The sequence below is a fragment of the Aliinostoc maniaoense genome, assembly GCF_058172895.1.
The window spans coordinates 5,737,044-5,763,024 of the sequence record NZ_CP187952.1; the positions used below are offsets into that span (position 1 = coordinate 5,737,044).

General features: G+C 40.5%; 17 protein-coding genes. 12 read left to right on the top strand and 5 right to left on the bottom strand.

The annotated features are described in order from the left end of the window. Window positions 1-223: 223 nt before the first annotated feature. Window positions 224-1,903: a DUF3352 domain-containing protein gene (locus tag ACPZ3T_RS25135; protein WP_490272163.1), complete on the bottom strand. Its 1,680-nt coding sequence runs from the start codon at window positions 1,901-1,903 to the stop codon at window positions 224-226. Between the two features lie 362 nt (window positions 1,904-2,265). Here ACPZ3T_RS25135 and ACPZ3T_RS25140 point away from each other — a divergent pair, with 362 nt between their 5' ends. Together ACPZ3T_RS25140 and ACPZ3T_RS25145 are read left to right on the top strand one after the other, a co-directional pair. Further along, the gene (locus ACPZ3T_RS25140) at window positions 2,266-2,409 is read left to right on the top strand and encodes a hypothetical protein (protein WP_490272164.1); all 144 of its coding nucleotides are present in this window, start codon (window positions 2,266-2,268) and stop codon (window positions 2,407-2,409) included. A 56-nt stretch (window positions 2,410-2,465) separates the two neighbouring features. Next, window positions 2,466-5,060 carry a M1 family aminopeptidase gene (locus ACPZ3T_RS25145; RefSeq protein WP_490272165.1) on the top strand — a complete coding sequence of 865 codons (2,595 nt, stop codon included), beginning with the start codon at window positions 2,466-2,468 and terminating at the stop codon, window positions 5,058-5,060. On the opposite strand, the gene ACPZ3T_RS25150 is transcribed toward ACPZ3T_RS25145, so the two are convergent. Further along, window positions 5,057-5,407 carry a hypothetical protein gene (locus ACPZ3T_RS25150; RefSeq protein WP_490272166.1) on the bottom strand — a complete coding sequence of 117 codons (351 nt, stop codon included), beginning with the start codon at window positions 5,405-5,407 and terminating at the stop codon, window positions 5,057-5,059. The genes ACPZ3T_RS25145 and ACPZ3T_RS25150 overlap by 4 nt on opposite strands. Before the next feature lie 101 nt (window positions 5,408-5,508). Then, complete coding sequence (locus ACPZ3T_RS25155; protein ID WP_490272167.1) at window positions 5,509-6,594, bottom strand: hypothetical protein; 1,086 nt, start codon at window positions 6,592-6,594, stop codon at window positions 5,509-5,511. Window positions 6,595-6,892: 298 nt separating this feature from the next. On the opposite strand from ACPZ3T_RS25155, the gene ACPZ3T_RS25160 reads away from it, so the two are divergent. From ACPZ3T_RS25160 to ACPZ3T_RS25175, 4 genes are all read left to right on the top strand, one after another. Then, complete coding sequence (locus ACPZ3T_RS25160; RefSeq protein WP_490272168.1) at window positions 6,893-8,614, top strand: ABC1 kinase family protein; 1,722 nt, start codon at window positions 6,893-6,895, stop codon at window positions 8,612-8,614. A gap of 62 nt (window positions 8,615-8,676) precedes the next feature. After that, window positions 8,677-9,057 carry a hypothetical protein gene (locus ACPZ3T_RS25165; RefSeq protein ID WP_490272169.1) on the top strand — a complete coding sequence of 127 codons (381 nt, stop codon included), beginning with the start codon at window positions 8,677-8,679 and terminating at the stop codon, window positions 9,055-9,057. A 226-nt stretch (window positions 9,058-9,283) separates the two neighbouring features. Then, on the top strand, window positions 9,284-10,609 hold the full coding sequence (locus ACPZ3T_RS25170; protein ID WP_490272170.1) for an RNA-guided endonuclease InsQ/TnpB family protein: 1,326 nt from the start codon (window positions 9,284-9,286) through the stop codon (window positions 10,607-10,609). Window positions 10,610-11,037: 428 nt separating this feature from the next. Next, window positions 11,038-12,072 (top strand): hemolysin family protein, encoded by a 1,035-nt coding sequence (locus tag ACPZ3T_RS25175; RefSeq protein WP_490272171.1) that lies wholly within the window; start codon window positions 11,038-11,040, stop codon window positions 12,070-12,072. 349 nt (window positions 12,073-12,421) lie between these two features. Here the strand turns inward: ACPZ3T_RS25175 and ACPZ3T_RS25180 are convergent, their stop codons facing one another. Beyond that, window positions 12,422-13,687, bottom strand: a complete 1,266-nt coding sequence (locus ACPZ3T_RS25180) for an MFS transporter (protein WP_490272172.1) — start codon at window positions 13,685-13,687, stop codon at window positions 12,422-12,424. Between the two features lie 344 nt (window positions 13,688-14,031). Continuing rightward, the gene (locus ACPZ3T_RS25185) at window positions 14,032-14,499 is read right to left on the bottom strand and encodes a MarR family winged helix-turn-helix transcriptional regulator (protein ID WP_490272173.1); all 468 of its coding nucleotides are present in this window, start codon (window positions 14,497-14,499) and stop codon (window positions 14,032-14,034) included. A 278-nt stretch (window positions 14,500-14,777) separates the two neighbouring features. On the opposite strand from ACPZ3T_RS25185, the gene ACPZ3T_RS25190 reads away from it, so the two are divergent. From ACPZ3T_RS25190 to ACPZ3T_RS25215, 6 genes are all read left to right on the top strand, one after another. Then, window positions 14,778-19,805: a PAS domain-containing protein gene (locus ACPZ3T_RS25190; RefSeq protein WP_490272174.1), complete on the top strand. Its 5,028-nt coding sequence runs from the start codon at window positions 14,778-14,780 to the stop codon at window positions 19,803-19,805. A 2-nt stretch (window positions 19,806-19,807) separates the two neighbouring features. Then, a complete protein-coding gene (locus tag ACPZ3T_RS25195) occupies window positions 19,808-21,487 on the top strand; it encodes a hybrid sensor histidine kinase/response regulator (protein ID WP_490272175.1) in 1,680 nt (559 codons plus the stop codon). A gap of 300 nt (window positions 21,488-21,787) precedes the next feature. Further along, window positions 21,788-22,687, top strand: coding sequence for an alpha/beta fold hydrolase (locus tag ACPZ3T_RS25200; protein ID WP_490272176.1), 900 nt, complete (start codon window positions 21,788-21,790; stop codon window positions 22,685-22,687). 169 nt (window positions 22,688-22,856) lie between these two features. Then, the gene (locus ACPZ3T_RS25205; protein ID WP_490272177.1) at window positions 22,857-23,408 is read left to right on the top strand and encodes an NADPH-dependent FMN reductase; all 552 of its coding nucleotides are present in this window, start codon (window positions 22,857-22,859) and stop codon (window positions 23,406-23,408) included. Window positions 23,409-23,717: 309 nt separating this feature from the next. Beyond that, on the top strand, window positions 23,718-24,560 hold the full coding sequence (locus ACPZ3T_RS25210) for a YaaW family protein (RefSeq protein WP_490272178.1): 843 nt from the start codon (window positions 23,718-23,720) through the stop codon (window positions 24,558-24,560). Further along, complete coding sequence (locus ACPZ3T_RS25215) at window positions 24,542-25,873, top strand: O-antigen ligase family protein (RefSeq protein ID WP_490272179.1); 1,332 nt, start codon at window positions 24,542-24,544, stop codon at window positions 25,871-25,873. Before ACPZ3T_RS25210 ends, ACPZ3T_RS25215 begins: the two co-directional genes overlap by 19 nt. Window positions 25,874-25,981: the final 108 nt, after the last annotated feature.

Consider the following 25,981-nt stretch of genomic DNA (forward strand, 5'->3'; position numbering starts at 1 on the left):
CCCTTGCTTTCTTGTCTCCCCTACACCCCTACACTAGGCTGTTGACTTTGTTAAAATTTGGGCGGTTTTTAGTAATTTTGTACGCGATGTTTAATTTGTGCCTCAAAGCCTTCTCAAAACACAGTTTCAGCCATCGTAACTACGCACATTTTTTGCATGGACAAAATCCCAAAAAAGGTACAGAGTCAACAGCCTACCCCTACACCCCCACACCCCCACACCCCTACTTCGCCGTACTCGGTTTGAGAGCTAACAACATCTCCACTTGACTAGTAGATTTATCTGGGCTGGTGGCAGTTATACCTAAACCACGGATAGAACCAAGGACAGCACTAGCTTCTGGTGGTATGGGTTGTTGATATTGGGTAGCAAAACGGTTGACTATGGTCATGGTTTTGTCCATATCTAAGTAGAAGTAACCGCCATTAGGTTTCTGTAAAGAACTTGTAATAGCTTTAAAGCTTTCGCTGTTATCTAGGGGTTGATTTTTATTGGCCAATGCTTCTCCAATTGGGCCACCCACAGCTAAAAATACTGTATCTTGATCTAACCAACCATGAGCAAATAAAGCACCTTGTTGGGGAATTTGCCATTCTGTGATGTCTTTACCGCCGACTTTTCTAGTGGCGACATTAATTCTTTGGGTTTTGGCCAGGTTATCCAACTTAGTGAGGGTTGCTTGGGCAGTTTGGCGATCGCTCGTATCAAATACCATCGCTCCACCAAAACCTACACTTGCTAATATACCTTGATTGGATGGAATCGTACCCAAGGCAAATTCTCCATCCATCCAGCCGAAAATATCTTTATCTAAGTCAAAATTGGCAATTTTTAGCTGTGAACGTGCTTGTTCTAAGGTTTGCTTAAATTCTGGGTATTCGTTAGATTGCTCGACAATGGTTTTCCAAGTCTGACTAATACCTTGTCCACTCACTAAAGCAAAGGTATCACTAGGGAATTGTCCGACTATTTTCGCCGGAGAATTTTGATATTGAAACTTATTGAGTTGGGGATCTAAATTAGCGATCGCCTTTAATCTTACCCCAGCATCATCCACACCCACAGCCGCCACCATCGATTTAACTTGTTGCAACTGTTTTAAGGTTTGGGGGGTTAAGGTTGTAGGCTGGGAACTAGTAGCAGCAAGTTGCTGAATCATCCCCGCATAATCAGGAATATAAATTTGAGCCAAGGCATTTTTCACATCTACACCTTTAGCCAGAACCGCACTTGCACCGTCTTTAGTAGCAAAGGAAGGTTGGCCTTTAAAGGTATCAATGGCTTTTTCTACCACTGGTTTTTCTGGAGAAAATACCAAATAACTATTATTTAAAACAGTACTGTATGTAGCTTTGTTAGTAGCTTCATTAGTAGTTTCTGTAATTTTTTCACCTTTATAATCAGAGTCTTTAGTTTTAACTCCCTTTTGTCCTTTTAATTTGTTAGCAAAATTTAAAGCCCCAATTTTATCTTTAATCCCCACCACCATTAATATTTGTGGTTCTTGCTGTAACTGATTTGGTGTAGGTGTATCTGATTGGTTGGTTTTAGTGGGATTTGGTGGCAATACAGCCATCATTAACCCACCCACCCAAGGCTGAATATCTTTTTCATAAGAAATGTTACTGTCAGTCATCACTTCTTTATTAAAGTCTTCTAAACCCTTGGTGACTAACTTTTGGGCTTCAGGAGTGCCAAATTGTTGCAACTTTGCCCAAGCTTGGGGGTCGGTGGTAATATAAGTAGCCATTAATGCCGAAGAAGGCACAAGTTTGGCACTGTTTAAAGCTCCCGTACTATCTCCAGCAGGCCCCCGCAAATACATATAAGCGGTGACACTACCAACAACCACAACAGCAGCACCAACCGCAGGAATTAAAAATTTTGATTTAGTTTCAGGCATTTTCTGATTTTCCTCGTTTCCTCAAATTGTTACTGAGGCTAGTAAAAACGTCATGAGAGAGTTTTCGGAATTATTCTTTATATGTTAGTGATTTTGCGGTATTTGTTAGTTAAAATAGACAACTTACGCACTATCAGTAGTTAATCCCTCCAAAAAATACTTCAAATCCAGAAAATTTAAATCCGCAAACGCCCTATTTTAAGTCACAAAAAATAACTTGGTGAAAAATGTCAAGCTATCCTAATCTATAGGAATACTGAACAGTATTTGTACTAGAAATGGGGTTGGGGGTGTAGAGGAGACAAGAAAGCAAGGGAGCAGGGAGCAGGGGAGCAGGGGGCAGGGAGTAGGGAGAGAGGGGAGTGTGGGGAGAGAGGGGAGAGAGGGGAGTGTGGGGAGTGTGGGGAGTGTGGGGAGAGAGGGGAGAGAGGGGAGCTAGATTTCTTCCCACACCTCCCACACCTCCCACACCTCCCACACCCTACCCTGACGAGGTTTCAGCTTAAAAAAAGCGTGCCATGCCCAATGCCCAATTCCCAATATAAAAAGGTAATTTACATCTATGTCACACTATTATTCTTTTGATACTGAAAATAACGGACACAAGTCTTTTGAACTGCCAGGGGCTAGGCCACACTATAACCCAGACCGCCCCGGACAGGTGGAACATATTTTTCTTGACCTGAACTTGGATATTCCCAACCAAAGTTACCAAGGTAGTTGTATGATTCGCCTACTACCTATCCGCAATGGTATAGAGCGGTTAACTTTGGATGCGGTGAACTTGCAAATCGAATCTGTCAACGTAGATGAGCAACCACAAAACTTTGACTATGACGGGGAACAGCTAACTATTGAGTTGTCAGAACCGACCCAAGTTGGTAAAAAATTATTAATTGCGATCGCTTATTCTGTAGAAAAACCCCAACGGGGTATCTATTTCATCCAACCAGACACCCACTACCCCAAAAAACCCCTACAAGTCTGGACACAGGGAGAAGATGAAGACTCCCGCTTTTGGTTTCCCTGTTTCGACTACCCCGGACAACTATCTACTTCGGAAATTCGTGTCCGTATACCTAAACCATTAATCGCCATTTCTAACGGGGAACTGCTCAACACCACAGAAGATGGTGAATATAAAATTTATCATTGGTTACAGCGACAAGTTCACCCCACTTACTTGATGACTCTGGCTGTGGGTGACTTTGCAGAAATTCAAGATGAATGGCAAGGTAAACCAGTCACCTATTATGTAGAAAAGGGACGTAGGGATGACGCTCACCGCAGTATGGGCAAAACTCCCCGAATGATTGAGTTTTTAAGCCAAAAGTATGGTTATGCCTACCCTTTCCCTAAATATGCCCAAGTTTGTGTAAGTGATTTTATCTTTGGGGGGATGGAAAATACTTCTACTACCCTGTTAACAGACCGTTGTTTACTCGATGAACGGGCAACTTTAGATAACCGCAACACTGAAAGTTTAGTAGTTCATGAACTCGCGCACCAATGGTTTGGAGATTTACTAGTTATTAAACATTGGTCTCACGCTTGGATTAAAGAGGGTATGGCTTGTTATTCCGAAGTTATGTGGACAGAACACGAATATAGTGCGGAAGAAGCAGCATACTATCGATTATCAGAAGCCCGTAGTTATTTAAGTGAAGATAGTAGCCGTTACCGTAGACCGATAGTAACTCATGTTTACCGGGAAGCGATCGAACTTTACGATCGCCATACCTATGAAAAAGGGTCTTGTGTTTATCACATGATTCGGGCTGAGTTAGGGGAAGAATTATTTTGGCAAGCCATCCAAACCTTTGTTCAAGATAACGCTCACCAAACCGTCGAAACTATCGACTTGCTCCGCGCCATTGAAAAAGCTACAGGACGCAATCTCGCATTTCTGTTTGACCAATATGTTTATCGTGGCGGCCATCCTGATTTTAAAGTCGCTTATACCTGGGATGGGGAAGCCAAGTTAGCCAAATTAACAGTTACTCAAACCCAAGTTCCCGCCGATAAAAATAATAGTAAAGAGTTATTTGACCTGAAAATTCCTGTCGGTTTTGGTTACACCCAAGGGGAATCTGCACAAGTGCAAACTCTGACTGTGCGAGTTAATCAACGCGAACAAAGTTTCTACTTCCCACTCGCCAGTAAACCTGATTTTATTAGTTTCGATGTGGGTAATCATTTCCTGAAAACAGTCTGTTTAGAGTATCCTGTCCCAGAGTTAAAAGCCCAGTTAACATCAGATCCTGATCCTATTTCTCGGATTCATGCCGCCACAGCTTTAGCCAAAAAAGGTGGACTAGAAGCTGTCAAAGCCTTGGGTGCAGCTTTGAAACATGAGCCGTTTTGGGGTGTACGGGTAGAAGTTGCCAAACAATTAGCAGCAATTAAATTAGACCAAGCCTTTGATTATTTAGTTACAGGTTTAGATGATGAAAATGCTTACGTGCGGCGAGCTGTATTAGAGGCTTTAGCCCAGATTAAAACCCGTGCGAGTTACAAAGCCGTCAAAGAAGTAGTGAAAAATGGTGACAAGAGTTACTACGTAGAAGCCACCGCTTGCCGCACTTTGGGATCTATAGCCACAGCTAATTTAGAAGACAAACCCAAAGAAGAAAAAGTAATTAAGCTGTTGCAATCTGTTTTAGAAGCAAGAGCCGGCTGGAATGAAGTTGTTCGCAGTGGTGCAATTGGCGGTTTAGCTCAACTCAAAACCTCCGAAGCTGCCCTAGATTTACTCTTGGAATACACCAAAATCGGTGTATCGCAACCATTACGTTTAGCAGCAATTCGGGCATTGGGTAAAATTTCCCTTGGTCAAAGTCCAGTTAATTTAGAAAGAATCATTGATAGATTAGCTGAACTCGCCAAAGAAACCTTCTTTTTAACTCAAATGGCAGTCGTCAACGCCTTGGGGCAAATGGAAACACCCAAAGCCATCGGAGTTTTGCGATCGCTCGCTGAACAAACCCCAGATGGCCGTGTGCGCCGCTATGCTGAGGAAGAAATCACCAAAGTGCAGAAAAATCTTGGCACAGAAACCGCATTGCGAAAACTACGCGAGGAACTCGATCAACTCAAGCAACAAAACCAAGAACTGAAAAGCCGCCTAGAGAATTTGGAAGCTAAATCTCAAGGTTAGGGAATTAGGGGTGTAGGGGTGTAGGGGTGTAGGGGTGTAGGGGAGGAATTAAGGTTTGAGTGAGAATGTTCTGGTTTTGAATGGGAAGATTCTGGTTTTGAGTGAGAATGTTCTGGTTTTGAATGGGAAGATTCTGGTTTTGAGTGAGAATGTTCTGGTTTTGAGTGATAACGTTCTAGTTTTAAATGAGAAGATTCCGGTTCTAAGTGAGAACGTTCTAGTTCTAAATGAGAATGTTTGAGTTTAGAACTCGGAGTTTGATGTTCAAAACGAGAATCTTTAGGTTCTGAAGCTGAACTGTCAACCTCTGAACTTGAAACGTCAACATTCCCACCCCCATGCCCCATTCCCCATGCCCCATTCCCCATGCCCCCCATGCCCCATGCCCCATGCCCCATGCCCCATGCCCCATGCCCCATGCCCCATTCCCCATTCCCCATTCCCTAATTTAATTCGCAATCGATGGAGCTAGCGGTGCGCGTGGAAAACCGCCGCCGCCTATGCTGTATGGCCTATTGTTATCAACAATGTAGAGTGCTTGAAATAGGCGCATAAATTCCTCATAAAACTGCCCCTTGTCTCCTACTAAGCTGTAACCATAGGCTTTTTCAAACTCTTGATTGACTCCTTTTTCAACCACTATATAGTGACAATCCCACTCAGAGCTATCAACTGTGTATGCACCATAATCTTGCAGCGCATGAAATAGTTTTTTGGCGGCTGGTGTTCGCAAGTTTAAGCTGGCTTCTGTCACCGAAGATGGTATGGCTAACAAAGAACCCATGACTAAGGAAGGATTCTTGCCTTTATATCTGCTTGGGGCTACCCTGTCGGCTCGATTTGCTGGCCAGCGATATCCAGGAATAAACTGAGAATAATAGTAATATTTTCTACCATCCAGCAAAACCTTTAAAGCATGGCGAATTGGTTGATTACTAGTTAACTCACCTTTACGAATAGTTCCTCCGATGGCAGACAAACCAGAACCACCATGTGATCCTCTAATCCCATCACCATAAATATCAACTGGGGGGTTGTAAGCATATCCATATACTGGCCCACCCGGAATACAACGCGTTAAGGGGTTTAGTTGTTGTAAAGTTTTACCATCGGGCATCAAAAAGGCGGAGCTATTATTGGGGGTGAAAGTACCGACAGTATCCGGTATGATCAAGTTATCGGGGATAGGTAACACCGAAATACCCGTCTTGCTCGTTCCAGAACATCTCACTTTCCAAGAGCCAGGACGATAAACAGGACGTAAAGGATCACTGCTTTTAAGTTTGTATAGATAAACTACATCGGCCCCAGCCCAGTAAGCCTTTTCAATATTTGCTTTTTTGTAACGTGCGCCTGAGCCAATGGGCATATTCCAAATTGATGTGGATGAAAATGGCCAGAGAAATTTATCTCGCGTCATCGGCTCTTGAGGGGTAACTACGTGATGAAGTAGAAGTGTAGCCATCAGGCTGGCTACTATAACTAAGATACGTAATCGCCACCTTGATTTAGTGAAAATTGACACAAATTGCATGAAAACTAGTCCGTAGTCATTACACAGAGGGAACGAAGTCTGTAATCATACAGTTCCTGTTGATTGATTCTGAATAACAAAAAACAGGAAAATTCTGTACTTTTATAAAGTATAATTAAGAGGAAAGATACATAAATTGCAGCAGAAAGACAGATTAAGCTCGTCAGTCATCTGTCTTTATGTCGCTATGTTTTTATTTGTATCAAGAACTACTGAGGTCATTAGCTGTTTAGCAGCTTGAAGTTCAGAAAAACACAAAACTGTCAATTTTCCAGTAGTAGAAGAGGCAAAAAAAGGCGTGGGTCAGTATCAACCTGGTCAGCTAAAACGCTACAATCCAGACACGATCGCTCGTTACTATCGCTACCGTCCTTGGTTAGTTTGGGGACGTTTACTCAAAATTAGTTGGTGTTTTGCAGTATTTGTTTTCAGTCTCAAGTGGGATGAGTGGCAAAATCAAGTTGAAAAAAAGAGAGAGAAGCGCGCTACTCAGTTACGAGAATTGCTGACCAAGCTAGGCCCAACATTTATTAAAGTTGGTCAAGCTCTCTCCACAAGACCTGATTTAATCCGTAAGGATTTCTTAGAGGAACTGATCAAACTGCAAGACCAATTACCAGCATTTGATAATGCGATCGCTTATCACATCATTGAAACTGAATTAGGTCGCTCAGTTTCAGAAATTTTTAAAGAACTTTCACCAAATCCCGTAGCTGCGGCTAGCTTGGGACAAGTCTACAAAGGCCGTTTGTTCACTGGTGAAGAAGTAGCTGTTAAGGTACAACGTCCTTACTTACGCCCAACCTTAACACTAGACCTTTATTTAATGCGGTGGGCTGCAAGTTGGCTTGCTCCCTGGCTACCACTCAATCTTGGTCATGATTTGACTTTGATTGTGGATGAATTTGGCATCAAGTTATTTGAAGAAATTGATTACCTCAATGAAGGCCGCAACGCCGAAAAATTCGCTAATAACTTCCGCAATGATCCAGAAGTCAAAGTCCCCACCATTTACTGGCAGTTTACTAGCAGTCGCGTCTTAACTTTAGAGTGGATTAACGGCTTCAAACTCACCGACACTCAAAGGATTCGCCAGGCAGGTTTAGATCCAGAAGCAATTATCCGCATTGGTGTTACCTCTGGCCTGCGACAGTTATTAGAATACGGCTTCTTTCACGCTGATCCCCATCCCGGCAATCTTTTTGCTATGCCCGATGGTCGCATGGCTTACATTGATTTTGGCATGATGGATCAGCTAGAGGAAACTACCAAAGAAACTCTCGTTGATGCACTGGTGCATCTCATCAATCAAGACTACACCGATTTAGCTGCCGATTTTGTCAATTTGGGATTTCTCACACCAGACACGAATATTGCCCCAATTGTGCCAGCTTTAGAGATGGTATTAGGCAACGCCATCGGTAAAAATGTCCAAGATTTTAACTTTAAAACCATCACCGATCAGTTCTCAGAACTGATGTATGATTACCCATTTCGTGTGCCTGCTAAATTTGCCTTAATTATTCGTTCTCTAGTCACACAAGAAGGGATTGCTTTGAGTCTCAATCCCAATTTCAAAATTGTCGAGGTGAGTCATCCTTACGTGGCTAGGCGGTTGCTGACTGGGGAATCTCCGCAATTACGCCGGAGATTACTGAATATTCTCTTTAAAGATGGTAAATTCCAGTGGCAACGCTTAGAAAATTTAATTGCGATCGCTCGTACTGATAGCAATTTTGATGTCTTACCAACAGCACAAATGGGTTTGCAATATCTATTGTCTGATGAAGGTAAATTTCTCCGTGGTCAATTGGTACTAGCACTCACGGAAGATGATCGTCTACACACAGCAGAAGTGCAGCGTCTCTGGTCTTTAGTCAAAGATGATTTAAAGCCCAATCGCTTATTTAATGCCGCGATCGCTTTATTAACAGATTTATCTAGAAACAGTGTAGCGGCTATCTTACCAGCCACAACTCTAGCATTTTTTAGTGATCCCCAATCAACAAACCACAATTAAAAGTTATCATTTTATACTGTTTTAATTAGATCATTCATTTTTTCACATCAATTGGAGTTTTCATGTACTATTATCCTCTGCAACCACCATATGTTCTTCTATTCGTTGGTCTATTTATGTCCGTGACTTCTGGTGTCGCTTTATCCGGCACATTGAAGTTAATTGTCCAAGAATGGAAAATCAATAGTACAGAAAATCCTCCATCTAGTTCTGGATTAAAACAGCTATTGTCTGTCCCTTTTGTTGGTATTACTGTAGGAGTTTGTTTATTTCTATCTTCAGGGTTAGAAATATTTGGCTTTCCTTCCCTTTTAGCTTTAGGCGTTGGTTTACCAGTTAGTTTACTGACTTGTTTATTAGTTTGGTTGCAATTGGGCAGTATGCTAGTCTTTGCTAAACAACAAGGAATGCAGTCTCTTGATTTAGATTCTTTACCTGAGTGATGTGTAAAGCCCCCAAGTATGAGGTACAAAACCAATAAGTTTTGTACCTCATACGTCTTTTAAGTGGGGGATATAAGCGAAGGTGCGGGTTTTAAACCGCCCGTAGCATCATACATTGCTATATTGTACAAATTGTGATATTGCTGTAAAGTTGACATACAGAAAATATGCGCGTAGTAACAATTAGAGATAATTGCATAATATGTACGGTTGCCAGCAAGTTTTAATGAAGCCAAGTAATGAACTTGCTGCAATCCTTGAGTTTATTTGTAGTGAGGCAAATAAACTCACTAATTGCGGCATATATTTCGCAAGACAAGTATTTCTAAAAACTGGTAAAATCATCACTAAATTTGACTTGCACAAAGAATACAAGCAAAATAAACACTTTCAGGCGTTGTATTCACAAGCAGCACAGCAAGTATTAACCACAGTAGGGGAATCATTTCAATCATTCAAACAACTCAAGAAAGCTCACTTTGAAGGTAAGCTAGAGCAAAGACCTAGATTACCTAACTATAGAAAAAAAGGTGGCTTAACTCTAGTCGCTTACCCCAAACAACACTTAAAACTGATTAACGGGCAAATTCGCATACCCTTGGGCAATCTAGTAAAAACTTGGTTTGGTATTGATTCATTCACCATACCAATGCCCAGTAATTTAGATTATCTAAAAATCAAAGAATTACGGATATTGCCCCGTAACGGTTGTTTTTATGCTGAGTTTGTCTACAAGCTAGAACCATCAAAACCCGATTTAGACTACACGTTAGCATTGGGGATAGATCATGGGATAGATAATTGGCTAACTTGTATTTCTAATGCAGGAACTAGCTTGATTGTAGATGGGCGCAAAGTTAAAAGCTTAAACCAATGGTACAACAAAGAAGTAGCCAGATTAAAAACAAATCAACCTCAAGGTTTTTGGAGCAAAAAACTTGCACACATCACAGAAAAACGTAACCGTCAAATCCGAGATGCAGTAAATAAAGCAGCCAGAATAGTCATCAATCACTGTTTAGAAAACAAGATTGGTAATGTAGTGTTTGGCTGGAATCAACGCCATAAAGACAGTATTGAATTAGGTAAAAGAAATAATCAAACTATTGTCCAGATACCAACTGCAAGACTAAAAGAGAGGATTAAACAACTATGTGAACTGTACAGGATCAAATTTCATGAGGTTGAGGAGAGCTATACAAGCCTTGCTTCGTTTTTAGATGGTGATACAATACCTAAATTCTGTGAGAAACCGGAAGGGGAGCCAGCGCGTTGTGGGGGTTCCCCCCATTGTAGCGACTGGCGTTGGGTATCTTCAGGAAAACGAGTAAAACGTGGTTTGTTTGTCACTGCAACTGGTAAAAAAGTATCAGCCGATCTTAATGCCAGTGCGAATATGCTCATTAAAGCATCGACACAGCTAAAACTAAAATTAGATTTAGCCAAGGTTGTTAGGGGGCTTTTGACTGTCCCGCCAAGGATCTTTCTTTGGGAAAAAAACTGTAAAACGCAAAAAGCGACGGTTTTAACCTCGCTTTTTGTCACAGTTTAGAATCCCCGTGCTTCAGCATGGGGAGTAGTCAATAAAGTAATGAGTAATGAGTAATGAGTAATGAGTAATAAGTAATGAGTAATAAGGAATAAGTAAATTTCTTGCTCATTACTTTTTTCAATCAGTTGCTTTAAGTAAGTCGGTGCAATAAAACCAAACTATGTGAAGAAAAGTAAATAAGGCTCAAACTCTTTCTCCCCCTGCTCCCTGCTCCCTGCTCCCTGCCCCCTGCTCCCTGCTCCCTGCTCCCTGCTCCCTGCCCCCTGCTCCCTGCCCCCTGCTCCCTGCCCCCTGCCTTATTCCAACAATAATTATTTACGCCGACCTACTTATTTGTGCCAACTATGAGCGATCGCATATATATTTAACTCATAATTAAATTTAGCGACTCATCAGGAGATTACCGATTCCCATATTTGGGAAACCATATGCTACAGCTAATAACTATCATCTTTGTTGTAATTCTAGGTTCAGCGTTGTGTTCTAGTATAGAAACTGCGCTGTTTTCTGTTTCTACCCTCAGGGTGAGACAATTAGCACAATCTAATAACCCTTCAGCCGTTGCACTATTGGCAATTCGGGAAAATATGAATCGGCCAATTGCAACCATTGTGATTCTCAATAACACTTTCAACATTATTGGTAGTATCGTCACAGGTAGCGTTGCGACTCAAGCATTAGGCTCACAATGGTTGGGGATATTTTCAGCCATATTGACTTTCTTGATTATCATTTTTGGGGAAATTATTCCCAAAACTTTAGGAGAAAGGTATTGTGAACGATTAGCGATGCTAGCCGCCATACCTATTACTGCGCTTTCTATTGTCTTCACGCCTCTAGTATGGATTTTAGAAAACGTCACTGCACCATTTTCCCAAGGTAAAAAAAGACCTACAACTAATGAAGCAGAAATCAAGCTACTCGCAAATATCGGTCAACAGGAAGGGATAATTGAAAGTAGTGAGGCGGAAATGATTCAAAGGGTATTTAGACTCAATGATGTCACGGCTGCTGATCTGATGACTCCCCGGATTATGCTGACACATATCAACGGTAATCTGACAATCGCTGAGGCAATAGCAGACATTATCGCTTCCCAGCATACCCGAATTATTGTCACAGATGACTCTATTGATCAAGTCATGGGCTTTATTTTAAAACAAGAATTACTAACTGCGATCGTTCAAGGACATGAAGACCAACAAATCGCTAAAATGACGCGCAAAGTCCGCTTTGTACCTGAACTAATTCAAGCAGATAGACTCTTGAAAAATTTCATAGAAGCTCATGAACATCTGGCTGTAGTAGTAGATGAATATGGTAGTGTCTCCGGTGTAGTCACTTTAGAAGATGTTTTAGAAGTGATTACCGGTGAAATTGTTGATGAAACTGATAGAAGTGTTGACTTGCAAGAAATTGCCCGTAAAAAGCGAGAAAAAATGCTCCAAACCATCAGTAATTAATTCGTAATACCCTACGGGAAGCAAGCTAAGTAATTCGTAATTCGTAATTAAGAAAATTATGAGTTAAGTAGAACGGCGTGAATAATTCAAGGTTTGTAGTAGGGACTTTAGTCCTCTCTTAAGGGCTAAAGCCCTTACTACAAGCCGATTCAATTAAATTTTACATTACTTAATGTAGTTTGTTTTTTTCTCGCCGACTTACTTACGTTTTCTGTAGGGTGCGTGACGCAGCAAGAATATTTGAACTTAGTCATGAGACTTATAGCGTCACGCACCAACCACCAATTGTGACACTTGCGTAAGTCCTGGAATTAGTTAAATTAATTATCAAGGGTGATTTTAAACATAGTTAGTTGTTACCTTTTAAAATGCCTTTTTGATGGTAAATTGGATAGACGAATTTTTTTAAGCTTGGTAACTTTCTATAAAAAACTATAGAGCCAATAATACAAGCTATGCCATCGAGAATTAAAGTGTTAGGTGCGCCGATATGACTCGCTAATACACCACCTAATAAATTGCCTACAGGAATCATTCCTAAAAATGACATGGTGTATAAACTCATTAATCTGCCGCGCTTATCTTCTTCTACAATTGTTTGCAGAAATGTATTACTAGCTGCTATTTGCAAAATTGTCCCTAAGCCTATAAATAACATAGTAAATAGAGAAAATGGTAAAAATCTAGAGATCGCAAAGGCAATTAAACCTACACCTAAAATTGCTGGTGCTATGGCAATTAAATTCCCAATTCCTACAATTGTTCTGCGTGTAGCTAAATAAATACCTCCTGATAAAGCTCCTAAGCCTGAAGCTGCCATTAAAAATCCTAATGTTTCTGCGTTACCTGCTAATATTTTTTCAGCAAAAATGGGTACAAGAATAGTATTTTGTAGCCCCATTAAACTAACTAATGTTGATAGTAATAATATGGCTCTAATGGGTGGAAAGCTAAAAGCATATACAAATCCCTCTTGAATTTTTTGTAAGGGATTACCTGGAGTTACTGATAAATTCCACGGTTTGACGTGCATCGCTAATAAACTAGCGATAACTGCGATATAACTCAAACCATCAATTAAAAAACAGTAGGCTATCCCTAATTGAGCAATTAATAAACCACCGACAGCCGGGCCAATTAACCGCGCACCATTAATCATAGTTGAATTAACCGCGATCGCATTGGCTAAATCATCTCTAGTTTCTACTAGTTCTGGTACAAATGCTTGTCTAGCTGGCGCATCTAAAGCATTTATAAATCCTTGAAACAAGCTTAAGGCAATGATCTGCCAAATTTGAATCACACCAGTAAATGTTAATGTCGCTAGCACTAATGACTGGATCATTGCTAGTATTTGTGTACTAATTAAAGTCCGATAGCGGGAAAATCTATCTACAAACACTCCCGCAAAGGGAGCAAGGAAAAAGTTGGGAATTTGGCTAGCAAACCCCACAACTCCCAACATTAAAGGGGATTTGGTTAAATCGTAAACTAACCAAACTGTAGCTAGTTGCGTCATCCATGTTCCAATTAAGGAAATTCCTTGTCCGGCAAAGAACAAACGATAGTTTCTGGAGCTAAATACAGGTGGTAGTCGCCATGTCTGATAATTCATGAATTGTAAATAATTAGGGTGCGTAATATATAGGAATCTGACTTAATTATTGAAATTACTTACCTAGGTAGGGAACGGGGAACGGGGTAATACCAATTCTCCAAAATAATCCTACACATAGACGGCAGGGGGCAGGGGGCAGGGGGCAGGGGAAGAATTATCTGTAGCTGGGATTTAGAGAAATGGGGTAAGAAGGAATAAAAGTGTACTTAGGGTTTGCAGAAATCAAATATGATTCCTAATATATGTCCTATCTTTTATAAATATTTTTTTTCGTGTACGTAGTATTATCAGCTAAAAATATAGAGACACCTTCACCCAATTGGATGATTCAACTAAAATACTTAAGAGAGGTTAGCGATCGCCCGATTGAGAAGTTGGGAGAAAATTTCCCGCTCAGTCACAGGAATACCTTGCATGGCTTGCTCACGTACCTCAGCTGCTAAAGGTGGTAAGACAGTTTCTAAATTCTTACCTGCATCCGTTAGCCAAATTCGCCAAATACGCCTGTCTTGAGTATCCCGTTCTCGACGCACTAAACCGCGTTCTTCCATCCTGTCTAGCACACCAGTCAAAGTACCCCCCACTTGTTGAAGTTTCTCTCCAATACTAGAAGTAGGTAAACCATCTTCTTGCCACAAACAGCATAAAACCAGCCAATGAAATGGCGTTAACCCAAAGGGTTCTAGCTTGTCTGTAAACTTACGGGTAAGCAACTGTGAAAGTAGTTTGATTCTGTAGCCAAAGTTATGAGGGGCAAGGTTATGCTGCCATGACTCTGAAGTTAGAGCGTGATCAGGTCTAACAATCATTGCATAATTATTTAGTGTACGTAATATTTATCATAAATCGATTTACCGTTTTTGACAACCAGCAGTGAATTGAATAATCAGAGGGTTAATTAACAGTTTTTTTTATTTGTAAAGTAGAGAAAATTCTTTTTGAAGAAAAGTCAATTTTTTATAAAAAAATTGCGTAAATAAACATACAATCATTTAACCAGACAATCATTATTTTAGTTGTTACGCCCTCAGCAAGCGGATTTTATTTGAAAGCGTCACAACCAACATACATTAGCCAACTTGAGAAGATGGACACTCTCAGATTACGTCTCTTGGATGCCAGCTATCAACCCCCCTTCGTGAGAGTTGCCCCAAATACCCCAGTGGAAGAAGCAATCCATCTGATGAGTCAAGGTCATGCTAGCTGTGTAATAGTTATAGAACAACAAAAATTAGTCGGTATTTTTACAGAACAAGATGTAGTCAGGGCGATCGCACATCAGACTGATTTTGCAGATATGATTATTGCACAAGTCATGGTGCAGCCTGTAATTACCTTAAGCGAGATAGACTTAGAGAATCTCAACACGGTTTTGCAAAAGTTTCGTCAGCATCATATTTGCCATCTACCCGTGATTAATGCTCAAGGACAGGTATTAGGTGTGATCACACCAGTATTGGTAAGAGATGCCTTACAACCAATTGATTTATTAAACCTGCGAACTGTGGCTGATGTCATGGAAACTGATGTGATATCTGTGCCTCCTACCATTGCAGTACAGAATTTAGCGAATCTGATGATCACTGATCATATTAGTTGTGTAGTGATTGTCGAAGCCAAGCAGCAGGCAAATTCAGCAGTAATACCCATCGGCATTGTTACCCAACGAGATATTGTCAAGTTGCAATCCCAGGGATTGGATTTAGCTTCTACACCAGCAGCAGCAGTGATGAGCGATCGCCTAGTAACTGTGGCACCGCAAGAATCTTTGTGGAGTGCATATCAAACCATGCAAACTCTAGGAATCCGTCGCGTAGTGGTGACAGGAAACAATGGCGAGTTGTTGGGAATCCTCAGCCAAAGCAGTGTACTACAAGCCTTAGATCCCACTGAACTGTGTGAAGTGATTACGGTTCTGCAACAAATAATTGATACTAAAAAAGCAGAATTAGCCCAGCAAATCACACAGCGAGAACAAATGAGTAATTTGTTGTTAGCCAGAGAAGCACATTATCACGCTTCACAAGCTAGGTTAAATGACATTCTCAATAGTGCGATCGCTAATTCTATCGTTAGTTTTCGCGTATTCTCGAATTACGATTGGGAATATGAATACCAATCTCCTGGTTGTGAAGCCATTTTTGGTTATACATCATGGGAAATTATGGACAACAAACATCTATGGATGTCACGAGTCCATCCCCAAGATGTAGAAACTGTAATTATGCCTTTGTTTGCAGATATCATGGCCGGAATTACAGCAAGTGTAGAGTTCCGATTTCATCACAAAGATGGTTCTCTGCGCTGGATTGCAGCCACCTACACCTCCCGCCATGACCCAGATAATCACTGTTGGATTGTTACGGGTATTAGTAATGACATTAGTCAACGTAAACAAGCTGAAGCCGCCTTAAGGGAGAGTGAACAACGTTGGCAATTAGCGATCGCAGGGACAGATGAAGCCATTTGGGATTGGGATATACTGACTAATCAAACCTTTCGGTCTAACCGTTGGTTTGAGATGTTAGGCTATCAACGGCATGAACTGAGTAACTGGGATGATGAATGGAGCAAACGCCTACATCCTGATGATTATCAACGAGTCATGGCGGCTCAATATGCTTATTTACAGCGACAGGTAGATAATTATAGCTGTGAATATCGTCTGCAATTGAAAGATGGTAGTTACGCTTGGTTTAGATCCCGCGCCAAAGCAGTATGGGATGAGCAAGGTAATCCAGTGCGGTTAGTCGGTTCTCTGGGAGATATTAGCGATCGCAAACGGATAGAAACCCAACTATTGCAAACAGCAACTCAATATCGATTGTTGTTTGAAACTAACCCCAATCCCATGTGGATTTTTGATTTAGAAACTTTGAGATTTCTAGCAGTGAATCAGGCTGCAATGCTCAAATATGGGTATTCGGAGTCCGAATTTATATCTATGAACCTGGCAGATATTCGTCCTCGTGAACAAATTGGCTATTTACACAGCAGGATCTCTGATTTTAAGTCTTCTTCCTCTCTCATATTTGTCTGTCAAGCAAAACACTGGAAACGGGACGGTACAATAATTGATGTGGAACTTAACTGCCATCAAATCACTTGGCAAAATAAACCTGCTGGATTTGTCCTGATCAAAGATATTACAACAGAAAAAACAGCCCTACGCGATCGCCAACGTAGTCAAGCACTCTTAGAAGAAGCTCAAAAAGTCGCACGTCTAGGAAATTGGGAATATAATCTAGCAACTGGCAAAATTAATTGGTCAAAGCAGTTATTTAATCTATATGATCGAGAGCCAGAGCAATCAGAACCAAGCTATGACGAACTCCTAAGAATATTTTATCCAGAGGATGCAGAAAAATTAGATCAAGCTGTTAAACGTGTTGTTGCTACAGGTGAATCTTATAAACTGCCATTACGAGTGATTAAACCTGACAATACGATTATGTATATTGAGGCGATTGGACAGGCAGATTTTAATGCCGAGGGTAAAATATTCCGCCTCTATGGTACTAGTCAAGATATTACTCAACGTATTGAGGCAGAAGCAAGACTGCGCCAAAGTGAAGCACGGCTAGTCACTACTCAAAAAATTGCCCATGTGGGTAGTTGGGAACTAGATTTCAATACTAATCAACGCAGTTGGTCAACGGAAACTTTTGAGATTTTTGGTTTAAATCCCCATCAACCAGAACCAACCCACGCCGAGTTTTTAGAGATGGTTCACCCAGAAGATCGCGCCGCCTTACAGACTCAGGTGATGGAGGCAATTGCACACCGCACCCCTTTGTGTTGGGAATATCGCATTATTCGCCCTGATGGGTCAATTCGTTATCTAGAATCTAGAGCAGAAGTAGCTGAGGATAGCCAAGGAAAAGTAACCAAACTCTTGGGAGCTATTTTAGATATTACAGAACGCAAACAAGCTGAATTAGAAATCATCCATAGCCGTGACTTACGAGAAGCAATTTTTAATGAATCTGCGGATGCACTATTTTTAGTAGACCCAGTGACATTCCTAACTACCGACTGTAATCAGCAAGCCTTAAAAATGTTTGGTGTATCTAGTAAAGCCGAACTGATTGGCATAGACGGTTATGCTTTTCATAAACAACCCTTTACCCGTGAAGATGTAGCTGCTTTTATTCAACAATTCAACCAGCTAGGGTTTTGGAGTCAAGAAATTGAATATGTCACCAAACAGGGAAATGCTTTCTGGGGAAGTATTGCCATGAAACGCATTCGGGTGGCTGGTCAAGATATGAATCTAGTGAGAATTACAGATATCAGTCAACAGCAAGCTGCACTCCGGGAACGCCAACAAGCTGAAACTGCCTTAGCTAGAAGTGAAGAACAACTCCGATTAACTTTAGAATTTAATCATATTGGCACTTGGGATTGGAATGTACAAACAGGTGAAGTCATCTGGAACGACAACCACTATCGTCTGTTAGGTTTAGATCCAGGCACATTAAAGCCTCTGTATCATATCTGGCGGAATGCTGTCCACCCAGAAGATATTGCGCGAGTTGAACAGCTGATATCCCAAGCCCTGAGTCAGTGTACTAATTTTGAAGCAGAATATCGTGTGATTCATCCTGATGGTAGTCTGCGTTGGCTGACTGGCAGAGGTCTGGGAATTTATAACACAGCAGGCAAACCAATTAGGATGTTAGGGATCATCATTGATATTAGCGATCGCAAATTTGCCGAGCAAGCCCTGCAAGAAAAAGAAACCTTTTTACGCAGTATTTACAATAGCGTCGGACAGGCAATTTTTGTCGTTGATGTGATCAATAATGATTTTCGCTATGTAGGTTTGAATCATACTCACGAAATCCTCACAGGTTTAAACTCTAATGAGTTAAATGATAAAACCCCAGACCAAATTCTCCCACCAAATATAGCAGGGATGATCAGGCAGCATTATCAAGATTGTATCGATGCTGGAGATACTATTACCTATGAAGAATCTCTACCTTTCCAGGGTCAACAAACTTGGTGGATTACGACTCTTACGCCCTTAAAAGACCAAAATTCACGCATTTACCGGATTGTCGGCAATAGTGTCAATATTAGCGATCGTAAGCGCACTGAACAGATGTTAGAACTACAAGCCGTCATTACTCGCAACATGGCTGAGGGGATTTGTTTGGTGCGATCTGATGATAGTGTAATTGTCTATACAAATCCTAAATTTGAGCAAATGTTTGGCTACGAATCTGGTGAATTGATAGGTCATCATGTCTCAGTTGTCAACTATGAAGATGACCAAATTAACGCTAAGTCTGTGAATGAAGTGATTTCTGCTAATATTATGCAATATGGTGAAATTACTTACGAAGTCCAAAATATTAAAAAAGATGGTACTTGCTTTTGGTCTAGTGCCACTAGCTCTGTTTTTGAACATCCTGAATATGGCACAGTATTTGTAACTGTCCAACAAGATATTACGGAACAAAAACAAGCTGAGGAAAAAATTAAAGCATCTTTAAAAGAAAAAGAAGTATTACTGAAAGAAATTCACCATCGCGTCAAAAATAATTTGGGAATTGTCAGCAGTCTACTACAAATGCAATACAGACGCACTCAAGACTCTCAAGCCACCGCCATCCTGCTAGATAGCAAAAACCGCATCGCTTCCATTGCTCTAGTACACGAAAAACTCTATCGTTCTGATGATTTAGCTAATATCAATTTTGCTCAATATATTCCTGACTTAACAACTCACTTATTTGATTCGTATAATGTTAGTTCAACTCATATTCAATTGAATATTCAAGTTGAAGATGTCAATTTAGATATTGAGACTGCTATCCCTTGTGGCTTAATTATTAATGAATTAGTTTCCAATGCCTTGAAATATGCTTTTCCCCTTCATCAAAATGGTGAAATTCAGTTGAGCTTATCTCAAGCAAGTGATAATACCTTGACACTTATAATTCGTGACAATGGTGTTGGCCTACCTGCGGAATTTGAGAGCAAAAAAACTAAAACTCTCGGTATGACTCTGATACAAGGGTTAGTGAGGCAGTTAAGGGGAACGCTAGAAATTAATAGCCAGCAGGGAACGGAGTTTAAAATTTGTTTTACAGCAGGTAGGACGTAAAAATGTTCAGTATCTCCTCAGAGACACAAAAAATTCAAACAATCAGGGTTTTAATTGTCGAAGATGAATATATCTTAGCCATCAACCTGCAAGAAACTTTAGAATCACTAGGTTATAGCGTTGTTGATATTGCCGATACCGCCGAATTAGCAATTACCAAAGCCAGAGAGTTACGCCCGAACTTGATTTTGATGGATATCCGACTAAGAGGGGAAGCTGACGGTATTCAAGCCGCAGAGCAAATCTGGAATACTCTCCAAATTCCCGTCATCTACGTCACCGGACATTCTGATAAAAGCACCGTAGAAAGAGCTACCCTCACATTTCCCTTTGGCTATATCCTCAAACCCGTCAGAGATCAAGAACTCTATGTTGCCATTCAAACAGCACTTAATCGCTATGAACATGAACAATTCTTAAGTTCTGTGTTGCGAGGAATGGGAGATGCAGTCATGGTTGTTGATGCTCAGTTGCACATCAAATACATGAATCAAGTGGCTGAAGCACTAACAGGATGGCAGCTAAATCAAGTCAAAGAGCAAATAGTAACTGAAATTTTACAACTAATTGACGAAAAAACCCTCCAACCTGTGCAAAATCCCATGCTTTCTGCTATCGAACAAGGAACTACCGTCTATCTCAGCAGTGATACTTTATTAAGGTCAAAAAACAGCACATTAATTCCCATTACTGACAGTGCTACTTGCTTACGAAATTACAATGGGGCAATTACAGGTGCTGTGATGGTGTTTCGAGATGATAGCGACAAAAGACTAGCACAAGAATGCAATCTTGCAGCCGAACGTTCCCGCCAACTAGAACTGCAAATGCTAGAAATGCAAAAAATCAACCAGTTAAAAGAGGATTTTTTAGCTGCTACTTCTCATGAAATGAGAACACCGCTATCAAACATCAAAATGGCTATTAGTACTCTCAAAGACATTCTCAATCAACAGAATATTTTCAAAGCGTTTGCTCCAGATGCTTTTGAGTCTACATTTAATTACTTGAACATTCTATATTATGAGTGCGAACGGGAACTAAATTTAGTCGATGATTTGCTGAATATGCGAATCATTGATGCAGATGTTTATCCTGTGGAATTAACTTTGATTCAAGTGCAAGAATGGCTACCTCAATTAGTAGGAAGTTTTCAAAAGATTGCCGAAAGTAAACAACAAATTTTGCAATTAAATATTCCTCCAGGTTTACCGACTTTAGTTTCTGATTTAGGGCTACTCAATCGCATTATTTCAGAGTTACTCACTAATGCTTGTAAATACAGTCCTGCTTTTGGTCACATTACAGTAACTGTTGATTGTACCGAAGAAGTCAACAGTCTCAATAATCAGGAGCATTTAGTAGATGGAAGTGAGTTTCATCTGTTGCCCAGCTTGCAAATTACAGTTAGCAATTCTGGAGTAGATATTCCCACAAATGAACAATCTCGGATTTTTGAACCTTTCTATCAAATTGTTCACAATCCAAAAAAAGATAAGTTATCAATTTTTGACACACCGGAGCAAATTTCTCAAGCTGATTCTTGGCAAGATACTGGCACAGGTTTGGGGTTGGCATTGGTAAAAAAGTTAGTAGAATATCTCCAAGGCACAATTACAGTTATGAGTGGTAACGGTTTGACAAGTTTCATAATTCAATTGCCTTTAAGATTTTCTAAATAAAGTGTTTTAATATACAATCTTGATGCCCGGAGAAAATATTTTATCTATCTCATGGCAGAATTGCCGTGCAGGCGATAAATACTAAATAAATAACTATTCCGATCACCTGACGAACTGGAATTTTAAATCTACCCGTTGCTATCTAGGAACGGGAGATTTTTTTATATTCGATCTTGCACTAGTGTTTTTAAACGCAGAGGTACGCACAGAAACTATCAGAGTTCAAAAATAACGTTTTGATCAGAATACTGGGAGGCGAGAGGCTTTAATATATATAGCAATAGTATAGGAATCTTAATAATGACTGTAACAACCGAGCAGCAAGCCAATACAGCAAATTGGGAAAAATTGGTTTGGAGTTGGCGCAATCACAAAATTCAATATACGGTCATGGGTACTGGACAACCGTTGGTACTTGTGCATGGCTTTGGTGCTTCCATTGGACATTGGCGCAAAAATATCCCAGTTTTAGCAAATGCTGGCTACCAAGTGTTTGCTGTCGATCTTTTGGGGTTTGGTGGTTCAGATAAAGCTGTAATTGATTACAGTACAGATGTTTGGGTGGAATTATTAAAGGATTTTTGGAGTGAGCATATTCAACAACCTGCTGTTTTTATTGGTAACTCTATTGGCGCGCTGTTAAGCTTGATAGTTTTGGCAGAACATCCAGAAATTACGGCTGGGGGTGTGTTAATTAACTGTGCTGGTGGGTTGAGTCATCGTCCCCATGAATTGAACCCACCTTTAAGAATTATCATGGGGGCTTTTAATCGAGTTGTGCGATCGCCAATTACAGGTAAATTTGTCTTTAATCGTATCCGCCAAAAATCCCAAATTCGCCGCACATTGTATCAAGTTTACCGCGATCGCACTGCCGTTACTGATGAATTAGTTGATTTACTTTATACTCCATCTTGCGACCCAGGGGCGCAGCAAGTATTTGCCTCTATTCTGACAGCACCTCCAGGCCCAGCCCCAGAAGAATTATTACCCAAAATAGAACGTCCTTTATTAGTCCTTTGGGGTGCTGACGATCCTTGGACACCAATTACTGGGGTCAAGATTTATGAGCAAGCCCTAGAAAATGGTAAAGATATCAAAATTGTACCTATTCCTGGTGCTGGTCATTGCCCCCATGATGAAGTGCCGGATGTTGTCAATACTCAGATTATTGATTGGCTATTTAGCTCAAACAGCTAAAATAGCCAGGGTTGAGGGGATAAACCCCTCCTTATACCAATTCAAAATTCAAAAACACCCGACACCCGACACCCTGTTTTTAATTTGACTCTGACAGAATAAATCGTTAAGATAATTAACATAGTCGTAATGACTTCGCATTTTATAAATACTTAATGATGGGTGAACTATGGTGAAAATTGTTGGCATAGGTGGTAGTTTAAGACCCAACTCCTACACCCAATTAGCTTTACAAATAGCAGCACAAAGGCTAGAAGCTATCGGTGCAGAGGTAGAAATTCTCGATTTACGACAGTTGCAATTACCATTCTGCACGGGAGCTAAAGAGTATTCGGAATATCCAGATGTGCAGAGGTTGCGTGATACTGTCCGCAACAGTGACGGATTAGTTTTAGCCACCCCTGAGTATCATGGTGGTGTTAGCGGTGTGATCAAAAATGCTCTAGATTTAATGAGTTTTGAGGAATTATCTGGCAAAGTCACAGGACTTATTAGTGTACTCGGTGGTCAGTCTAACAGCAACGCTTTAAATGACCTGCGCTTGATTATGCGTTGGGTTCATGGTTGGGTAATTCCAGAACAAATTGCGATCGGGCAAGCTTATGCTGCTTTCAATTCTGAAGGTAAAATTTTAGATGAAAAGCTTTCTCAAAGATTTGATCAATTCGCTCAGAGTTTAGTTGACAACACTCGTAAACTTAACGGTGTCAATCAATCTTAGATTTGGGATTTTAGATTTTAGATTGACGATTTTAGATTTGTTCCACCCAGCAGAGGTGGGGCTTGTACCAAAAACAATCCAAAATCCAAAATTTAAAATCTAAAATTCAGAGGTTGACATAGTCACGGTACTTTTAGGGCGTTAATTCCTCAGCCGATGCTCCCGCACCGCTTCGCTAACACGATTTAGATTTTTGTTTGATAGCAACTGCCTCTACCCACAAGGAGTTTTACCCAAACTACTAATGACTATCAAAAGCTAATAGTAGAATAGGGTACAGATACGCTCTATGAACAGGAGGCAGGGAAATTGGATGAGCTGAGGGCGGCATTAGAGTTAGCCAATGAAGATGAATTACAAGATTTAACGGCAATTTTGTTTAGCCGTAAGTTTAATCCTTTAGATTATGTCCACACGCCTGAACCCATCGAAATCCAAAGTCAGAGCCACCAAGCTTGGCTAGACTCCTTAGAAAGTCGTTTTCGCTTTTTAGCCGCCGATGGCATCACCGTGTTACGAGGACAAACAGAGCAAATAACTTACCGTCAGGCATTGATTCAGGTTTGTAAGTATTTAAAAATTCCCTATTCTCAAGATTTAACAACCATTGATTTAGAAGCAGAAGTATTTTTGTACCTTCTTGGACAAGTTTGGAAAAAATTACCGGACAATGAAAAACAAAAGTTAACTCTACAATTACAAAATCAGCTGGTGCAGTCAGAATTTAAAGAACCATTACCACCTTTATTACAAAATGATCCCTTGAGTTTATTGTTCAAAGGTGGTAGTGCCTTAGCTGTTACATCCATCGTGCAACCATTGATTTTGCAACAAATTGCCCGTCAATTTGCTATCCACTTTGCTAAATATCAAGTAGCAAAAAATGCTGTAGTTGTAGGTTCTCAAGCCGCAACTACACAGTTTCAAAGCTATGTAACTTTGCAAATGGCACGGCGAGGTATGACTTTGAGCGCAGCTCGATATAGTGCCGTTCGCAGTATCTTCGCCTTTGTTGGGCCTATGATGTGGGCATGGTTTTTTGCAGACTTAGGTTGGAGAATGATTACAACTAACTACGGCAGAATTATCCCCACTGTGTTTGCTTTGGCACAAATTCGTCTTACCCGTAGTGAATGTTGGGAGTTAGCTTGAAGTCAGCTTTTAATCATCCTAACCCACGTTTGCAATTACCTTGGAATTGTCTGCAAGTCGGGTTACTCATCTTCCCATTAACTCCGTTTTTGGGATTTGTGGCTATAGCTTTAGCCGCCTTGCTCACTTGGATACGGCAATATCGCACAATTATTCACATTCCCATTAACCGTGGCTTTGCTGTATTCAGTGTATTACTGTTTATATCTGCTAGCTTTGCTGTGGATAAAACGGCAGCTTTTGTGGGGTTATTCAACTTATTGCCATTTTTATGGCTGTTTGCAGGACTAAGCGCACTTATCCAAACCATTAGTCAGTTAAGACGCATAGCCGAAATTTTTGTGATTGGTTCTATACCAGTCCTGATTATGGGTTTTGGACAGTTGTTTTTTGGCTGGGGATTACAGTTACAGGTTTTGTGGATTTTAGTTGATGTAGCGATCGCACCTGGCGGCGTTCCCCCCAGCCGAATGTCCGCTATTTTCATGCACGCTAATATTTTGGCAGCATATTTAGCAATTGTCTTCACCCTAGGGTTAGGTTTATTGTTAGCGCAAGGATGGAGTATCAGAAGAAAAAATCAAACCCAATCTTCTATTCTGTACTCCCTACTGCCAATCATTTTAATTGCCAACTTTGCCGCCTTGATTTTGACTAACTCACGCAATGGATGGGGAATTACAATTATTGCCTGTTTAGCTTTTGCAGTTTATCAAGGTTGGCGTTGGTTGGTGGTGGCTGTATCTGGAATTATTACTAGTGTATTGTTGGCAGCTTTTGCACCTCAACCCATTGCTGAAATCTTCCGTCGTTTTGTTCCTTCCTTCTTTTGGGCTAGGCTTAATGATAGCCTTTATCCAAATCGTCCATTGGCTTTAATGCGAAAAACTCAATGGGAATTTGCCTGGTCTTTGACTCAGCAGCACCCCTGGACAGGATGGGGATTACGTAATTTTACAGCCCTTTATAAAGCTCAGATGAATGTTGATTTAGGTCATCCCCATAACTTATTTTTGATGCTATCTGCGGAAACGGGATTACCTAGTGCTGTGTTATTTTGTGGGTTATTAGGGTGGATATTATTTACAGGTATCCAGCTTTTAAAAGCATCTCATCTTCAGAGTTTAGCCAATAGATTAATCTTTTTTAGTTATCTTGTAGTTTTTGTAGAATGGTTGCTATTTAATACTGTTGATGTTACCCTTTTTGACTTTAGATTAAATACCATCTCATGGTTATTGATGGCAGCTATTGGCGGTACTGTTTATCATTATCATCAAGATGACGAGAAATTGAGAAGCAATCAAGATTAGCTAATACTAATTTCCGCTTACACATAGAAGTAGGGTGTGTTAGGCGTAATACCAATTCTCTATGAAGTTGCGCCAGATAAATGATGTAGAGACGTTGCATGCAACGTC

What these genes read in the sequence shown, in the direction of transcription:
- ACPZ3T_RS25135 (WP_490272163.1), bottom strand. Translation starts at nt 1,903, where the DNA reads ATGCCTGAAACTAAATCAAAATTTTTAATTCCTGCGGTTGGTGCTGCT.
- ACPZ3T_RS25145 (WP_490272165.1), top strand. Translation starts at nt 2,466, where the DNA reads ATGTCACACTATTATTCTTTTGATACTGAAAATAACGGACACAAGTCT.
- ACPZ3T_RS25150 (WP_490272166.1), bottom strand. Translation starts at nt 5,407, where the DNA reads ATGGGGCATGGGGGTGGGAATGTTGACGTTTCAAGTTCAGAGGTTGAC.
- ACPZ3T_RS25155 (WP_490272167.1), bottom strand. Translation starts at nt 6,594, where the DNA reads ATGCAATTTGTGTCAATTTTCACTAAATCAAGGTGGCGATTACGTATC.
- ACPZ3T_RS25165 (WP_490272169.1), top strand. Translation starts at nt 8,677, where the DNA reads ATGTACTATTATCCTCTGCAACCACCATATGTTCTTCTATTCGTTGGT.
- ACPZ3T_RS25170 (WP_490272170.1), top strand. Translation starts at nt 9,284, where the DNA reads ATGAAGCCAAGTAATGAACTTGCTGCAATCCTTGAGTTTATTTGTAGT.
- ACPZ3T_RS25175 (WP_490272171.1), top strand. Translation starts at nt 11,038, where the DNA reads ATGCTACAGCTAATAACTATCATCTTTGTTGTAATTCTAGGTTCAGCG.
- ACPZ3T_RS25180 (WP_490272172.1), bottom strand. Translation starts at nt 13,687, where the DNA reads ATGAATTATCAGACATGGCGACTACCACCTGTATTTAGCTCCAGAAAC.
- ACPZ3T_RS25185 (WP_490272173.1), bottom strand. Translation starts at nt 14,499, where the DNA reads ATGATTGTTAGACCTGATCACGCTCTAACTTCAGAGTCATGGCAGCAT.
- ACPZ3T_RS25190 (WP_490272174.1), top strand. Translation starts at nt 14,778, where the DNA reads ATGGACACTCTCAGATTACGTCTCTTGGATGCCAGCTATCAACCCCCC.
- ACPZ3T_RS25195 (WP_490272175.1), top strand. Translation starts at nt 19,808, where the DNA reads ATGTTCAGTATCTCCTCAGAGACACAAAAAATTCAAACAATCAGGGTT.
- ACPZ3T_RS25200 (WP_490272176.1), top strand. Translation starts at nt 21,788, where the DNA reads ATGACTGTAACAACCGAGCAGCAAGCCAATACAGCAAATTGGGAAAAA.
- ACPZ3T_RS25205 (WP_490272177.1), top strand. Translation starts at nt 22,857, where the DNA reads ATGGTGAAAATTGTTGGCATAGGTGGTAGTTTAAGACCCAACTCCTAC.
- ACPZ3T_RS25215 (WP_490272179.1), top strand. Translation starts at nt 24,542, where the DNA reads ATGTTGGGAGTTAGCTTGAAGTCAGCTTTTAATCATCCTAACCCACGT.